Annotated in this window: 9 protein-coding genes and 1 rRNA gene; 5 read left to right on the forward strand and 5 right to left on the reverse strand. The window is 71.6% G+C overall.

Annotated elements, in window-relative coordinates:
- Positions 1–50: 50 nt before the first annotated feature.
- Positions 51–2,021 carry an acetoacetate--CoA ligase gene (locus tag ACRRSS_RS12020; protein ID WP_435971192.1) on the forward strand — a complete coding sequence of 657 codons (1,971 nt, stop codon included), beginning with the start codon at positions 51–53 and terminating at the stop codon, positions 2,019–2,021.
- 58 nt (positions 2,022–2,079) lie between these two features.
- Here the strand turns inward: ACRRSS_RS12020 and ACRRSS_RS12025 are convergent, their stop codons facing one another.
- Positions 2,080–3,168 (reverse strand): CU044_5270 family protein, encoded by a 1,089-nt coding sequence (locus ACRRSS_RS12025; protein ID WP_435971193.1) that lies wholly within the window; start codon positions 3,166–3,168, stop codon positions 2,080–2,082.
- A complete protein-coding gene (locus tag ACRRSS_RS12030) occupies positions 3,165–3,935 on the reverse strand; it encodes an RNA polymerase sigma factor (RefSeq protein ID WP_435971194.1) in 771 nt (256 codons plus the stop codon). The genes ACRRSS_RS12025 and ACRRSS_RS12030 overlap by 4 nt, the downstream gene beginning before the upstream one ends.
- Positions 3,936–4,057: 122 nt before the next feature.
- Here ACRRSS_RS12030 and ACRRSS_RS12035 point away from each other — a divergent pair, with 122 nt between their 5' ends.
- Entirely contained in the window at positions 4,058–5,704 is a 1,647-nt protein-coding gene (locus ACRRSS_RS12035) for a serine protease (protein ID WP_435971195.1), read from the forward strand.
- Positions 5,705–5,765: 61 nt separating this feature from the next.
- On the opposite strand, the gene ACRRSS_RS12040 is transcribed toward ACRRSS_RS12035, so the two are convergent.
- Positions 5,766–7,085, reverse strand: coding sequence for an aminotransferase class I/II-fold pyridoxal phosphate-dependent enzyme (locus tag ACRRSS_RS12040; RefSeq protein WP_435971196.1), 1,320 nt, complete (start codon positions 7,083–7,085; stop codon positions 5,766–5,768).
- Positions 7,086–7,131: 46 nt separating this feature from the next.
- On the opposite strand from ACRRSS_RS12040, the gene ACRRSS_RS12045 reads away from it, so the two are divergent.
- Complete coding sequence (locus tag ACRRSS_RS12045) at positions 7,132–8,418, forward strand: MFS transporter (protein ID WP_435971197.1); 1,287 nt, start codon at positions 7,132–7,134, stop codon at positions 8,416–8,418.
- A 22-nt stretch (positions 8,419–8,440) separates the two neighbouring features.
- Entirely contained in the window at positions 8,441–9,337 is an 897-nt protein-coding gene (locus ACRRSS_RS12050; protein ID WP_435971198.1) for a hypothetical protein, read from the forward strand.
- A gap of 73 nt (positions 9,338–9,410) precedes the next feature.
- On the opposite strand, the gene ptsP is transcribed toward ACRRSS_RS12050, so the two are convergent.
- The gene (gene ptsP, locus ACRRSS_RS12055) at positions 9,411–11,081 is read right to left on the reverse strand and encodes a phosphoenolpyruvate--protein phosphotransferase (RefSeq protein ID WP_435971199.1); all 1,671 of its coding nucleotides are present in this window, start codon (positions 11,079–11,081) and stop codon (positions 9,411–9,413) included.
- A gap of 80 nt (positions 11,082–11,161) precedes the next feature.
- On the reverse strand, positions 11,162–11,611 hold the full coding sequence (locus ACRRSS_RS12060; RefSeq protein ID WP_435971200.1) for a PTS sugar transporter subunit IIA: 450 nt from the start codon (positions 11,609–11,611) through the stop codon (positions 11,162–11,164).
- 681 nt (positions 11,612–12,292) lie between these two features.
- Here ACRRSS_RS12060 and ACRRSS_RS12065 point away from each other — a divergent pair.
- Positions 12,293–13,818, forward strand: a 16S ribosomal RNA gene (locus ACRRSS_RS12065).
- Positions 13,819–13,853: the final 35 nt, after the last annotated feature.

Here is a 13,853-nt window from a genome sequence, read left to right on the forward strand (position 1 = left end):
CGTGCGCGGGACACACGCCGACCCCGCGTACAGCCAGGGAGCCGCACCCCATGACATCAGCGCAGACCGAGCCGCTCTGGCAGCCGGACGAGGAACGCATCGCCACGGCCGCCGTCACCCGCTTCCAGAGCTGGGCCGCCGAACACCACGGAGCCCCGGCCACCGGCGGGTACCAGGCGCTCCACCGCTGGTCGGTCGACGAACTCGAAGCCTTCTGGACGGCGGTCGTCGAGTGGTTCGGCATCCGCTTCTCCACCCCGTACGAGCGCGTCCTCGGCGACCGCTCGATGCCCGGCGCCGACTGGTTCCCCGGAGCCACCCTCAACTACGCCGAGCACGCCCTGCGCGCCGCGGCCGAGCGCCCCCATGACACGGCCCTGCTCCATGTGGACGAGACACATGACCCCGCGCCGGTCACCTGGGCCGAGCTCCGCCGCCAGGTCGGCTCCCTCGCCGCCGAGCTCCGCGCCCTGGGCGTACGGCCAGGCGACCGGGTCAGCGGCTACCTGCCGAACGTGCCGCAGTCCGTCGTCGCCCTCCTGGCCACCGCGGCCGTCGGCGGCGTGTGGACCTCCTGCGCCCCCGACTTCGGCGCCCGCAGCGTCCTCGACCGCTTCCAGCAGGTCGAGCCCGTCGTCCTCTTCACCGTCGACGGCTACCGCTACGGAGGAAAGGAGCACGACCGCCGCGACACCGTCGCCGAGCTGCGCGCCGAGCTTCCGACCCTCCGCGCGGTCGTGCACATCCCGCTGCTCGGCACCCCGGCCCCCGAGGGCGCCCTCGCCTGGGCCGACCTCGTCGCCGCCGACGTGGAGCCGGTCTACGAGCAGGTCCCGTTCTCGCACCCGCTGTGGGTCCTGTACTCCTCCGGCACGACCGGCCTGCCGAAGGCGATCGTCCAGTCCCAGGGCGGCATCCTGGTCGAGCACGTCAAGCAGCTGGGCCTGCACTGCGATCTCGGCCCCGAGGACGTGTTCTTCTGGTACACCTCCACCGGCTGGATGATGTGGAACTTCCTCGTCTCCGGCCTCCTCACGGGCACGACCGTCGTCCTGTACGACGGCAGCCCCGGCTACCCCGACACCGCCGCCCAGTGGCGCGTCGCCGAACGCACCCGCGCCACCCTGTACGGCACCTCCGCCGCGTACGTCATGGCCTGCGCGAAGGCGGATGTGCACCCCGGCCGCGACTTCGACCTCTCGGCCGTGAAGTGCGTCGCCACCACCGGCTCCCCGCTGCCCCCGGACGGCTTCCGCTGGCTCCACGACGAGGTCCGCGAGAACCTCTGGATCGCCTCCGTCAGCGGCGGCACCGACGTGTGCTCCTGCTTCGCGGGCGCCGTCCCGACCCTCCCGGTCCACATCGGCGAGCTCCAGGCGGCGGGCCTCGGCACGGACCTCCAGGCCTGGGACCCCTCCGGCAAGCCCGTGATCGGCGAGGTCGGCGAGCTGGTCGTCACCAACCCGATGCCGTCCATGCCGATCCACTTCTGGAACGACCCCGACGGCAGCCGCTACCGCGACAGCTACTTCGAGATGTTCCCGGGCGTCTGGCGCCACGGCGACTGGATCACGATCACGGACCACGGCTCGGTCGTCATCCACGGCCGCTCCGACTCCACCCTGAACCGTCAGGGCGTGCGGATGGGGAGCGCCGATATCTATGAGGCCGTCGAACGCCTCCCGGAGATCCGCGAATCCCTCGTGATCGGTCTGGAGGAGCCGGACGGCGGCTACTGGATGCCGCTCTTCGTGCACCTCGTCGAGGGCGCGACCCTCGACGACGAGCTGATCGGCCGCATCAAGCGGACGATCCGCGCCGAGCTCTCCCCGCGCCACGTCCCCGACGAGATCATCGAGGTCCCGGGCGTCCCGCACACCCTCACCGGCAAGCGCATCGAGGTCCCGGTCAAGCGCCTCCTCCAGGGCACGCCCCTGGCCAAGGCCGTCAACGCCGGCTCGGTCGACGACCTCGGCCTGCTGCACTTCTACGAGAGGCTCGCCGCCGCCCGCCGGGGATAGACGGCGATACGACCGTGGCCCCCGATCCGTCCGGATCGGGGGCCACGGTCGATTCCGGTCAGCCCTCCGGCAGCTCTCCGGGCGCGGAGGCCGCCGCCTTGGCGAGCACCGCCGACAGTCCGAGGACGGTGCCGGCCGGTCCGGCCGGCGTCGCCTCGGTCAGGACGGTGCGCTCACCGAGGAACGCCGACGTCGTGCGGTCGAAGATCCACTGCGTCTGCTCGCCGCGGGAGGTACGGGCGACGGCGACGCCCTCACGGCCCGCCGCGTCCTTCGCGTACGGCAGCACGGTGACACCGGGGATCCGGGCCGCCGCCCCGTACAGCGCGGCGGTGACCTCCGGCGGAGCCCAGGTCTCGGCGAGCAGCGTGCCGATCGCGGTGAACGCCCGCTGCTCGGGATCGCCCGCGGTCCCGCCGGTCTGCTCGCGGACCAGCCGCAGCAGCGCCTCAGGGTCGGTGGGCAGGCCCGCCACGTAGGTGTGGGTCGGGTGGGTGACGGACGGGGGCGCCACCCCGGCCGTGGTCCTCCGGGGCGTGGCCCCTCGGTGGTCCAGCTCGTACACCGGCGGCCGGGCGCCCAGCGTCGTGTCGGCGGCGCCGGGCTCGCGCAGCAGACCGGCCCGGCTGCCGTCGGCCGACAGCCACACCTCGCGCTGATGGGCGGGCGGCAGCGTCGTCGAACCGCCGGCCGCGTCGTGTCCCGCGTGCGCGACAAGGCTCCTGACGTACACGTACCCGTCCGGCCGGACGGTCGGCGCGGGGGCGGCGGCGGCGGCGAGCGCCGCGTCGGACAGCAGGCGTACGGCGTCGGGGGAGGCGGGCTGCCCGGCCTGCATACCGCCGGGGGGCCCGGCCGGCGGCGCCGGGGGAGCGAGGACGGCGACACCGGCCACGACCGCGCAGGCGGCCACCGGCGCGATGAGGAGGCCGAGCCGGAGCCCCGGGCGCGTCCGGCGGGCGGGGGCCGGGTGAGCACCCTCCCCGTCTCCGGCGGCCAGGGCGTTCCGCAGGACGGCGTGGCGCAGGGCCACGTTCCGGTCCGGTGTCGGCTCGGGCACCGGCGGCGGGGGCAGCAGCGCGGTGAGCTCGGCGCGCAGGAGCGCGTCCGTGTCGGAGTGCGGAGGGCGGGGGACGGAGGTGTTCATGCCTGCTTCTCCGGGGTCGGTCGGGGCGAGAGGGCCGGGCGGACGGTCGAGCGGACGGAGACGGCACCGGAGCCTGACCCGTGCGGGGGAGCGGGCCCACGCGCGGGCTCGGGCACAGGCGCGGGTCCGGACTCCGGAACGGGTGAGGGCCCGGGCCCGTGAGCAGCGGCCGCGCCGGCCACCCGCCCGCCCGAGCGGACCGTCGCGGCGGCGGAACGCTCCTGCCGCCGGGCCGCGCGCAGTTCGGCGTCGGCGAGCTTCCGGAGCCGGTCACGTGACCGCGAGAGCCGGGACCGGACGGTCCCCACCGGAATGCCCAGGGCCTCTCCGGCGGCGGCGTAGTCGAGGCCGGCCCAGACCACGAGCGTGAAGACCTCCCGCTCACGCCGCCGGAGCTTGCCGAGCGCGGCGCGGGCGGCCCGTACCTGCTCGCCGTCCGTCATCCGGGCGAGGACGTCGTCGGCGAAGTCCGGCAGGACGCCCCGCTCGGGCATCCGGGCCAGCGCCGCGTCCCGCCGCCGTGCCTCGCGGACGGACCCGCGCATGATGTTGGTCGCGATGCCGAGCAGCCAGGGGCGCAGACTCCCGCCCTCGGCGTGCACCTTCCCGCGACAGCGCCAGGACTCCAGGAACGTGGCCGAGACGACGTCCTCGGCCGCCGTCCGGTCCCCGCACACCCGGAAGGCGTAGTGGTACAGCACGCGTGCGTGCTCGTCGTACGCCTCGCCGAGCGCGGAGGGGTCTCCGGCGCGGAAACGATCTCTCATAGGTGATTCCACACAAGGCACTGGGCGGTGGTTCGTCCCGGTTCCCGTGACCCGCGCCACACCCGCCGGGAGATGTGGCCCAGGTCACGGGAACGCTCCGCCCGCCGGAAGCAGTGCTGGGCATGAACGATTCCTCGACACCCCGCCGTACGGCCCCGGCCCCGGCCCCGGTCGCGAACCGCCGTACGGCCCGGGCCCCCGCCACGAACCGCCGCACGATCCTGCGCTCCCTGGCGCTGACGGCCGCCCTCACCGGAACCTCCCTCTCGGCGCTCGCCCCGGTCGCCACCGCCGACGGCGCCCCCGAGACGTACACCCTGACCATCCGGCACCTCGACCGGGCCGGCGCCGCCACCCAGGGCTACCGGACCCACGTCACCGGCATCTCGGGCCCCGGCGCGTCCGAGGAACTCACGCCCTACGACGAGTCCGGCACGGTCACCGTCCGGCTGCCCAAGGGCCGTTACCTGCTCGACTCGACCCTGGCAGGACCCGGGGCGGGCTCCGGAACCGACTGGATCGTCCAGCCCCGCCTGGACGTGACCGGCGACATGACGGTCACCGTCGACGCCCGCACCACCGCCCCGGTGGACGTCCGCCCGCCGGAGCCGGGAGCCCGGCCCCTGAACGGCCTCGGGTTCGTCGAGGCCACCCACGAGGGAACGACCCGCTCCGCCAACGTCATGACGTCGAGCACCGGCCTGCGCGTGGCCCACCTCGGCCCCGCCGCCGAGCCGGGTTCGGTCAGGGAGTGGTTCGACACCTACTGGTCCGGCGCGAGCAACGACTACGCACTCGGCTACACCTTCACCTCCGGGCGCGCCCTGACCGGGCTCGTCCGCCGTCCGTCGGCGGCCGCGCTGGCCACCGTCAAGGTCCGTGGAGCCGCGCCGGAGGGCGCCACCGGAACCGGGTTCGTCTCCGTCCAGCCCAGCGCGGGCCCCACCATCGGCCTCGACCAGCCCCTGAAGGCACCGGGCGCGGTGACCGTCCTGGTGACGCCCGAGCGCGGCCTGTGGGACGTCACCTACAGCGGCCCCGCCGCCCCCGAGACCCCGCCCAACCGCTACGTCGCGCACGGCCTCGCGGTCCGCGCGGGCGCCACCACCACCCACACCTTCGAGAACGCCGTCTTCGGCCCCGCGCTCGACACGGCGCCCGGCGCCCGCCCGGCGGGCGTCCGCGACGGCGAGGCCCTCGCCCTCGACCTTCCGCTCCTCGCCGACGGCGACGGCCACGTGCCGACCTCCCCGCGCTTCCACAGCGCCACCACCACGCTCCACCGCGACGGCGTCCTGGTCGGCACCCGGCAGGGCGACCCGGGCCGCGCCACGTTCACCACCACCCCCGGACGGGCCTCGTACCGGCTGACCGCGACCGCGACCCGCGGCGACGGCACCCCCACGAGCGGACGCGTCACCGCGTCCTGGACCTTCACCTCCGCCGCCTCGTCCCGTCCGGCCACGCTGCCCCTCAGCACCGTCCGCTTCGCCCCCGCCCTGGACCTCGACGGCACCGCCCCGGCGGGCTCCCCGGTCCGGGTCCCGGTCACCGTCCAGGGCGCGGCCGCCGTGACCGGTGTCCGGTCCCTCACCGTGTCGACGTCGACCGACGGCGGCACCACCTGGAGCCGTGTCCCCGTCGTCGACGGCCGGGCCGGCTTCCGCACCCCCGGCCCCGGCGGGTCCGTGTCACTCCGCGCCGAACTCGCCGACACCCAGGGCAACACCCTCACCCAGACCCTGACGAACGCCTACCGCACCCGCTGACCCGACCGTGAGCGCTCCGGAGCGGCGCAACCGCCCCGGAGCGCTCACACACGTCCACCGCTCAACCCCCGTACGTCGCCTGCGCGTCGCCCAGCACGTCCGCGAAGTCCGCCGCGAGACGCGACGCGTCCCCGGGCGCGAGGGTCGCCGTCGTGATCCGTACGGCCGGAGGGGCCGCGATCCGGAACCGCGCCCCGGCCGCGACCCACCAGCCCCGCGTCCGCAGCCCGTTCACGACCGCCGACTCGTCCCGCACCGGCACCCACACGTTCAGCCCGCTCGCCCCGACCGCCCGGATCCGGTGGACTCCGAGCGCGCCGATCAGGGCCGCCCGCCGTTCCGCGTACGCCTCCTCGCCCGCCGCCACGAGCGCGCGCACCGCCCCGTCGGCGAAGAGTCCGGTCACCGTCTCCTGGAGGACGTGGCTGACCCAGCCCGAGGTCATCAGCATCCGCCCGTCGTGCCGGGCCAGCGTCACCGCGTCGCACGCGACCCCGGCCCACCGCAGGTCGATGCCGAGGTGCTTCGACGAGGTCCGCACCTGCGCCCACCGGTCGAGCCCCGCCGCCGCGAGCGTGTAAGCCGCCGCCCCGCCGACCTCCGCGTTGTGGTCGTCCTCGACGACGAGCACCTCGGGGAACTCCCTTAGCATCGAAGCCAGTTCGTCCCGCCGTGCCCGGCTGAAGTAGGCGCCGGTCGGGCACTGGCCCCGCGGACTGCACACCACCGCGCGCACCCCGCTCCGCAGCGCCGCCCGCAGTGATTCCGGTACGAGCCCCTCGCCGTCCACGGTCACCGGGACCATCCGCAGCCCCAAGGCCGGTACCAGGTCGAGCAGGTGGTGGAAGCCGGGATCCTCCACGGCCACCGCGTCACCGGGGCGCAGCTCCGTCGAGAGGAGCCGCGCGATGCAGTCGAGCGCCCCGTGCGCGAACGTCACGTGACGCGACGGCACCCCGTCCCGTTCGAACCACGCCCGGGTCGCCTCCTCGAGCGCCGGCAGGCGGGGCGCGGCGCGATGCGAGCCGTACACCGGGCTGACCGTCGACGGCGGGCGCAGTACGGGGAGGAAAGCCGGGTCGGGGTGGCCGCCGGCCAGGTCCACCAGGCCGTCCGGGACGCGCGGCGGACGCCGGGAGGCCACCGACGGGACCTCCGCCACCACGGTGCCACCCCGGCCCCGCGTGACGATCAGCCCCCGCTGCCGCAGCTCCTTGTAGGCCGTCGCGACCGTGCCGGGACTCACCCCCAGGTCGTCGGCGAGCCGCCGCACGGGCGGCAGGGCGTCACCGGGGGAGAGGCCGCCCTCGGTCACGCCCCGCTCCACGGACGAGGCAATCCCCTTGGCCGTCGTACCCTCGATCGCATATTGTGCTGCCACGTAGTCAAGTATGTATCAATACAAAGCAGTTCGCAAGGGGGACCCATTGAGCCGCTCCGCCCACGCCACCCGAACAGCCTTCAAGGACCGCATCCCCGGAGGCCCCGACGGCCGCCGCATGCTCCTCATCGGCTTCATCGACAAGTGCGGCACCGGACTCTGGTCCACGGCCATGGCCCTCTACTTCACCTACGTCACCGGCCTCGGCCTCGGCCAGGTCGGCCTCCTCATCGCCGTCTCCGGCGCCGTGGGCATCGCCGGAGCCCCCCTCGGCGGCCGGCTCGCCGACCGCTTCCCCCTCGTCCGCGTCATCATCTGCGCCCAACTCCTGCGCGCGGCGGCCCTCCTCGCCCTCCTCACCACCGACGACTACCCGCTGCTCGTCCTCTTCTCCGCCGCCGGCGCCCTGCCCGACCGCGCCACCAACGTCCTCACCAAGCTGTACGCCACCCGTGTCGCCGGCCCCGACCGCGTCCGCTACCAGGCCATCAATCGCACCACCTCCAACATCGGCTGGACCCTCGGCGGCCTCGGCGCCGCGGCCGCCCTCGCCGTCGGCACCACCACCGCCTTCCAGCTCCTGCTCGTCGGCGACGCCCTCTCGTACCTCGTGATGGCGGTCCTCACCCTCCGCTGCGCCGAACCCCCCGCCCCCGCCGCCTCCCGGATCTCCGCCGCGTCCACCGACGCCACCCCGACGGCGAAGCCCTCCAGCCCCTGGCGCGACCGGGGCTTCCTCGGCTTCACCGCGGCGGAATCGGTCTTCTTCCTCCACGACTCGATCCTCCAGGTCGCCCTGCCCCTCTGGATCGTCCACGCCACCGACGCCCCCGTCGGCCTCGCCCCGCTCCTGATGGTCGCCAACAGCGCCCTCGTCGTGGTCTTCCAGGTCCCGCTCTCGCGCTTCGGCTCCTCCACCGAGGCCGCCCGCCGCCTCCTCGCCCCCCTCGCGGGCCTCTTCGCCGTCGGTACGCTCGCCCTCGCCGTCTCCGCCCTCGGCGGCCGGACCCTCTCCATCGCCGCCCTGGTCACCGCGGCCGTCGTCCTCACCTTCGCCGAGATGATCCACACCATCGCCTCCTGGGAGATCTCGGTCGCCCTCGCCCCGGACGACGCCCAGGGCGCCTACCTCGGCGTCCACGGCCTCGCCCAGTCCACCCAGCGGTTCGTCGGTCCGCTCCTGATGACCGGCCTGGTCTCCGCGGGCCCCTTCGCCTGGCCCGTTCTCGGCGCCGTCCTCGTCGCCACCAGCGCCGCCCAGAACCGCCTCGTCCGCCGACGCCTCCCCGAACCGTCACTGTCAGTGGCGAAGGTTACGGTGAGTGAGCACTGATCGGACCGTCACAGGGGGAGACATGACACGGACCGGAACCACCCAGGCACACCTCCGCCGCGCCCTGCGCCGCGAAGTACCCAGCACCGTCGGCCTCCTCGCCGACGAGCACGACTTCACGGCCATGCGCCGCTACCGGACGTTCGCCTTCGACGACCACACCACCTACCTCCGACAGGTCGAGGCCCTCCTCAAGAACCTCGCCACCCAGGGCGGCCACACCACCGTCGCCCTCTTCGACCCCGAGGAGTACGCGGCCTACTGCGCCGAGACCGCCCTCGACCCCGACCACCCCACCAGCCGCAGCCGCTTCACCGCCCACCTCGCCGTCACCGGCGCCCGGGTCACCTACACCGGGCAGCCCCTCAGCACCCTCCTCCCCGAGCTCGTCGACACCGCCGTCCGTTACGCCACCTGGGAGTACGCCACCACCGTCCTGGCCACCGCCGGAGACTGCGCCACCTGCGGCAAGGACATCGGAAGGGCCGCCCACGAACGGGCCGCGCGACTCCTCGCCCGGCTCCTCGAAGCCGCGGGCCCCGGCACCCACCACCTCGTGTGCAGCGTCCGGGCGGCCGGCGACCAACTCCTCGCCGTCCTCCACGTCCACGGCACCACACCTCCCACCGCCGAGGACGCCGCGGCGGCGGAACTCACCGCGGTCCTCGCCGCCGGCATCGCCCTCGCGGCCCCCGGCGGACTCGTCCTGCGCACCACCACCCCCGGCGCCCGCGACCGGCTCCACGGCTGGCGCCTCACCGACGGCACCCTCGCCCCGCTCACCGAGGCCGAGGTCTTCGCCGCCTACTGCACCGACGCCACCACCGGGGAACCGCTCTCCCCGGAACCGGGCGTCGACCACCGGGCCGGCTTCCCCCTGGCCCCCGACCCCGACGACGACTGGACCGACCACCACTGACCCCGCGCACGACGAAGGGGCTCCCCGTCACCTGGTGACGGAAAGCCCCTTCGTACGTGGCGAACGCCGGGGATCACTCCCCGGACAGCACCGCCTGAGCGGCCACGCGCGCCTCGTGCGCCGTGTCCGCCGCGCGCGCCGCGGCCGCGGCCCGCTCGCACTGCGCCAGCGTGTACTTGGCGAGCGTCGCCCGCACATAGGGAATCGACGCCGCACCCATGGACAGGGAGGTGACCCCCAGACCCGTCAGCACACAGGCGAGCAGGGGATCGGCGGCGGCCTCGCCACAGACACCACAGCTCTTGCCCTCGGCCTTGGCCGCCTCTGCGGACAGCGCCACCAGGTCGAGCAGCGCCGGCTGCCACGGGTCCTGCAGCCGGGACACCGCACCGACCTGACGGTCGGCCGCGAAGGTGTACTGCGCCAGGTCGTTGGTGCCCAGCGACAGGAACTCGACCTCCTGGAGGATCGAGCGCGCCCGCAGCGCGGCCGACGGAATCTCGACCATCGCACCGAACTTCGCCCGCAGCCCCGCCTCACGGCACGCGTCGGCGAAGGCCTTCGCGTCCGTACGGTCGGCCACCATCGGCGCCATGACCTCGAGGTACACGGGCAGACCCTCGACCGCCTTCGCCAGCGCGGTGAGCTGCGTCCGCAGCACCTCCGGGTGGTCGAGGAGCGAGCGCAGACCCCGGACACCGAGCGCCGGGTTCGGCTCGTCCGCCGGCGTCAGGAAGTCCAGCGGCTTGTCGGCACCCGCGTCGAGCACCCGCACGACCACCCGGCCCTCGGGGAAGGCCTCCAGGACCTTGCGGTAGGCCTCGACCTGCTTCTCCTCGGACGGAGCCTGCTTGCTGTCGTCCAGGAAGAGGAACTCCGTACGGAACAGACCGACGCCCTCGGCCCCGGCCTCAACCGCCGCCGGCACGTCCGCCGGACCACCGACGTTGGCGAGCAGCGGCACCTTGTGCCCGTCCGAGGTCGCGCCCGGACCGCTCGACGTCGCGAGCGCGGCCTTGCGCGCGGCGGCGGCCTCGGTCAGCTCCGCCTTCTTCTCCTCGCTCGGGTCCACGAAGATCTCACCGGTCGAACCGTCGACGGCGACGAGCGTGCCCTCGGCGATCTCGCCCGCACCCGGCAGCGCCACGATGGCCGGCACGCCCAGCGCACGCGCCAGGATCGCGCTGTGGCTGGTCGGCCCGCCCTCCTCGGTCACGAAACCGAGGACCAGCGTCGGGTCGAGCAGCGCGGTGTCGGCGGGCGCCAGGTCCCGCGCGATCAGTACGTACGGCTCGTCGCTGTCCGGAACACCGGGCATCGGCACACCGAGCAGGCGCGCCACGATCCGGTTCCGCACGTCGTCCAGGTCGGCGACCCGTCCGGCCATGTACTCACCGGCACCGGCGAGCAGCTCGCGATAGTGCGAGAACGCGTCGTAGATACCGCGCTCGGCCGTGCTGCCCACGGCGATCCGGCGGTCGACATCGGCGATGAGCTCGGGATCCTGGGCGATCATCGCCTGGGCCTCCAGCACGTGCTGCGCCTCACCCCCGGCCAGATTGCCGCGCGCAATCAGGTCGGCGGCGACAGCTTCGACGGCCTGACGGGCGCGCCCCTGTTCGCGCTCCGCCTCGTCCGCCGGAATCTGCTTGGCCGGCGGTTCGAGGACCGCCGTGCCCATGTGCCGGACCTCGCCGATCGCCACACCGTGGCTGACGCCGACGCCTCGCAGCGTTGTCTCCATCTCACCCGTCTCCCATAGAGCGGCGGCACCCGCCGCCGCGTTGAATGTCGAACTCGCGGTCGTCACGGGGACGAACCGGCTCAGTGCCAGCCGAAGAGCGCGTCGCCGGCCTTCACGTCACCGCTGTCGACGACCTCGGAGAGCGAGTCCGCGGTGGCCTCCAGGGCCACGATGGGACAGATGGGGGACTTGCCCGCGGCCTCGACCTCAGCGGGGTTCCAGCGCACGACGGCCTGTCCGCGCGTCACGGTGTCACCCTTGTTGACGAGCAGCTCGAAGCCCTGCCCGTTGAGCTGAACGGTGTCGATGCCGAGGTGGGTCAGCACCCCGTGTCCCTCGCTGTCGACGACGACGAAGGCGTGCGGGTGCATGGAGACGATGACCCCGTCGATGGGGGAGACGGCCTCAGAGGGCTCACGTACGGGATCGATGGCGGTACCGGGACCGACCATCGCACCGGAGAAGACCGGGTCGGGAACTGCGGCGAGACCGATGGCGCGTCCAGCAAGCGGCGACGTCACGGATGTCATGGGAAGCCTCCCAGGGGCGGAGATTGTGTAGGCGCCGTCACTACCTGTCCTGGACGGCGTACTGTTCTGAAGCGTAAGTCATAAGAAGTCCCGGTTCCGCACGAGACGTACCAGTTGGGCGGAGCTAGGGACTACCAGAAACGATTTGCCTCGACTGACGGTGGGATGTACTGTCGTACTCCTGCCTGACCCCAACGCGGCCTTGAGTCGCGGGTCGGCAGCACCTATCAAGCCAGATCCTAACCCCAGTGGTCTACACCTCTGCGTGCTCGCAGGGAGCGTGGTCAGGGGGACGGAGAAAGCCTGGTAGTGTTTGACCCCGCCGGGAACGGAAAAGCGAAAGCGAATTCCACTCCGGCAGCCCGCTCCAGCGGGTGGCGGAAACGGCAAATCGGGTCTGCTAAGCTGGAAACACGAAATACCGAAGGGAAGCCCGGAGGAAAGCCCGAGAGGGTGAGTACAAAGGAAGCGTCCGTTCCTTGAGAACTCAACAGCGTGCCAAAAATCAACGCCAGATTAGTTGATACCCCGTCCATCTTCGGATGGCGAGGTTCCTTTGAAAGTCCTGCCGGCCCTTGTGGCGGGTAGGCAACATACACAGCGAGGACGCTGTGGACAGTCGGCCTTATTCCGGTCTGACTGTCCCGCTCAACGCGAGTGTCACCCGATTACGGGTAAACATTCACGGAGAGTTTGATCCTGGCTCAGGACGAACGCTGGCGGCGTGCTTAACACATGCAAGTCGAACGATGAAGCCCTTCGGGGTGGATTAGTGGCGAACGGGTGAGTAACACGTGGGCAATCTGCCCTTCACTCTGGGACAAGCCCTGGAAACGGGGTCTAATACCGGATAACACCGGCTTCCGCATGGGAGCTGGTTAAAAGCTCCGGCGGTGAAGGATGAGCCCGCGGCCTATCAGCTTGTTGGTGGGGTAATGGCCTACCAAGGCGACGACGGGTAGCCGGCCTGAGAGGGCGACCGGCCACACTGGGACTGAGACACGGCCCAGACTCCTACGGGAGGCAGCAGTGGGGAATATTGCACAATGGGCGAAAGCCTGATGCAGCGACGCCGCGTGAGGGATGACGGCCTTCGGGTTGTAAACCTCTTTCAGCAGGGAAGAAGCGAAAGTGACGGTACCTGCAGAAGAAGCGCCGGCTAACTACGTGCCAGCAGCCGCGGTAATACGTAGGGCGCAAGCGTTGTCCGGAATTATTGGGCGTAAAGAGCTCGTAGGCGGCTTGTCACGTCGGGTGTGAAAGCCCGGGGCTTAACCCCGGGTCTGCATCCGATACGGGCAGGCTAGAGTGTGGTAGGGGAGATCGGAATTCCTGGTGTAGCGGTGAAATGCGCAGATATCAGGAGGAACACCGGTGGCGAAGGCGGATCTCTGGGCCATTACTGACGCTGAGGAGCGAAAGCGTGGGGAGCGAACAGGATTAGATACCCTGGTAGTCCACGCCGTAAACGTTGGGAACTAGGTGTTGGCGACATTCCACGTCGTCGGTGCCGCAGCTAACGCATTAAGTTCCCCGCCTGGGGAGTACGGCCGCAAGGCTAAAACTCAAAGGAATTGACGGGGGCCCGCACAAGCAGCGGAGCATGTGGCTTAATTCGACGCAACGCGAAGAACCTTACCAAGGCTTGACATATACCGGAAAGCATTAGAGATAGTGCCCCCCTTGTGGTCGGTATACAGGTGGTGCATGGCTGTCGTCAGCTCGTGTCGTGAGATGTTGGGTTAAGTCCCGCAACGAGCGCAACCCTTGTCCTGTGTTGCCAGCATGCCCTTCGGGGTGATGGGGACTCACAGGAGACCGCCGGGGTCAACTCGGAGGAAGGTGGGGACGACGTCAAGTCATCATGCCCCTTATGTCTTGGGCTGCACACGTGCTACAATGGCCGGTACAAAGAGCTGCGATGCCGTGAGGCGGAGCGAATCTCAAAAAGCCGGTCTCAGTTCGGATTGGGGTCTGCAACTCGACCCCATGAAGTCGGAGTTGCTAGTAATCGCAGATCAGCATTGCTGCGGTGAATACGTTCCCGGGCCTTGTACACACCGCCCGTCACGTCACGAAAGTCGGTAACACCCGAAGCCGGTGGCCCAACCCCTTGTGGGAGGGAGCTGTCGAAGGTGGGACTGGCGATTGGGACGAAGTCGTAACAAGGTAGCCGTACCGGAAGGTGCGGCTGGATCACCTCCTTTCTAAGGAGCACAGTACCGATTGCAGGCAAATGTTC

This window comes from Streptomyces sp. Qhu_M48 (genome assembly GCF_051305195.1).
Taxonomy (GTDB): domain Bacteria; phylum Actinomycetota; class Actinomycetes; order Streptomycetales; family Streptomycetaceae; genus Streptomyces.

Bases quoted from the DNA above. Each gene is read 5' to 3' on its own strand.
- ACRRSS_RS12020 (WP_435971192.1), top strand. From the start codon at position 51: ATGACATCAGCGCAGACCGAGCCGCTCTGGCAGCCGGACGAGGAACGC.
- ACRRSS_RS12025 (WP_435971193.1), bottom strand. From the start codon at position 3,168: ATGAACACCTCCGTCCCCCGCCCTCCGCACTCCGACACGGACGCGCTC.
- ACRRSS_RS12030 (WP_435971194.1), bottom strand. From the start codon at position 3,935: ATGAGAGATCGTTTCCGCGCCGGAGACCCCTCCGCGCTCGGCGAGGCG.
- ACRRSS_RS12035 (WP_435971195.1), top strand. From the start codon at position 4,058: ATGAACGATTCCTCGACACCCCGCCGTACGGCCCCGGCCCCGGCCCCG.
- ACRRSS_RS12050 (WP_435971198.1), top strand. From the start codon at position 8,441: ATGACACGGACCGGAACCACCCAGGCACACCTCCGCCGCGCCCTGCGC.
- ptsP (WP_435971199.1), bottom strand. From the start codon at position 11,081: ATGGAGACAACGCTGCGAGGCGTCGGCGTCAGCCACGGTGTGGCGATC.
- ACRRSS_RS12060 (WP_435971200.1), bottom strand. From the start codon at position 11,611: ATGACATCCGTGACGTCGCCGCTTGCTGGACGCGCCATCGGTCTCGCC.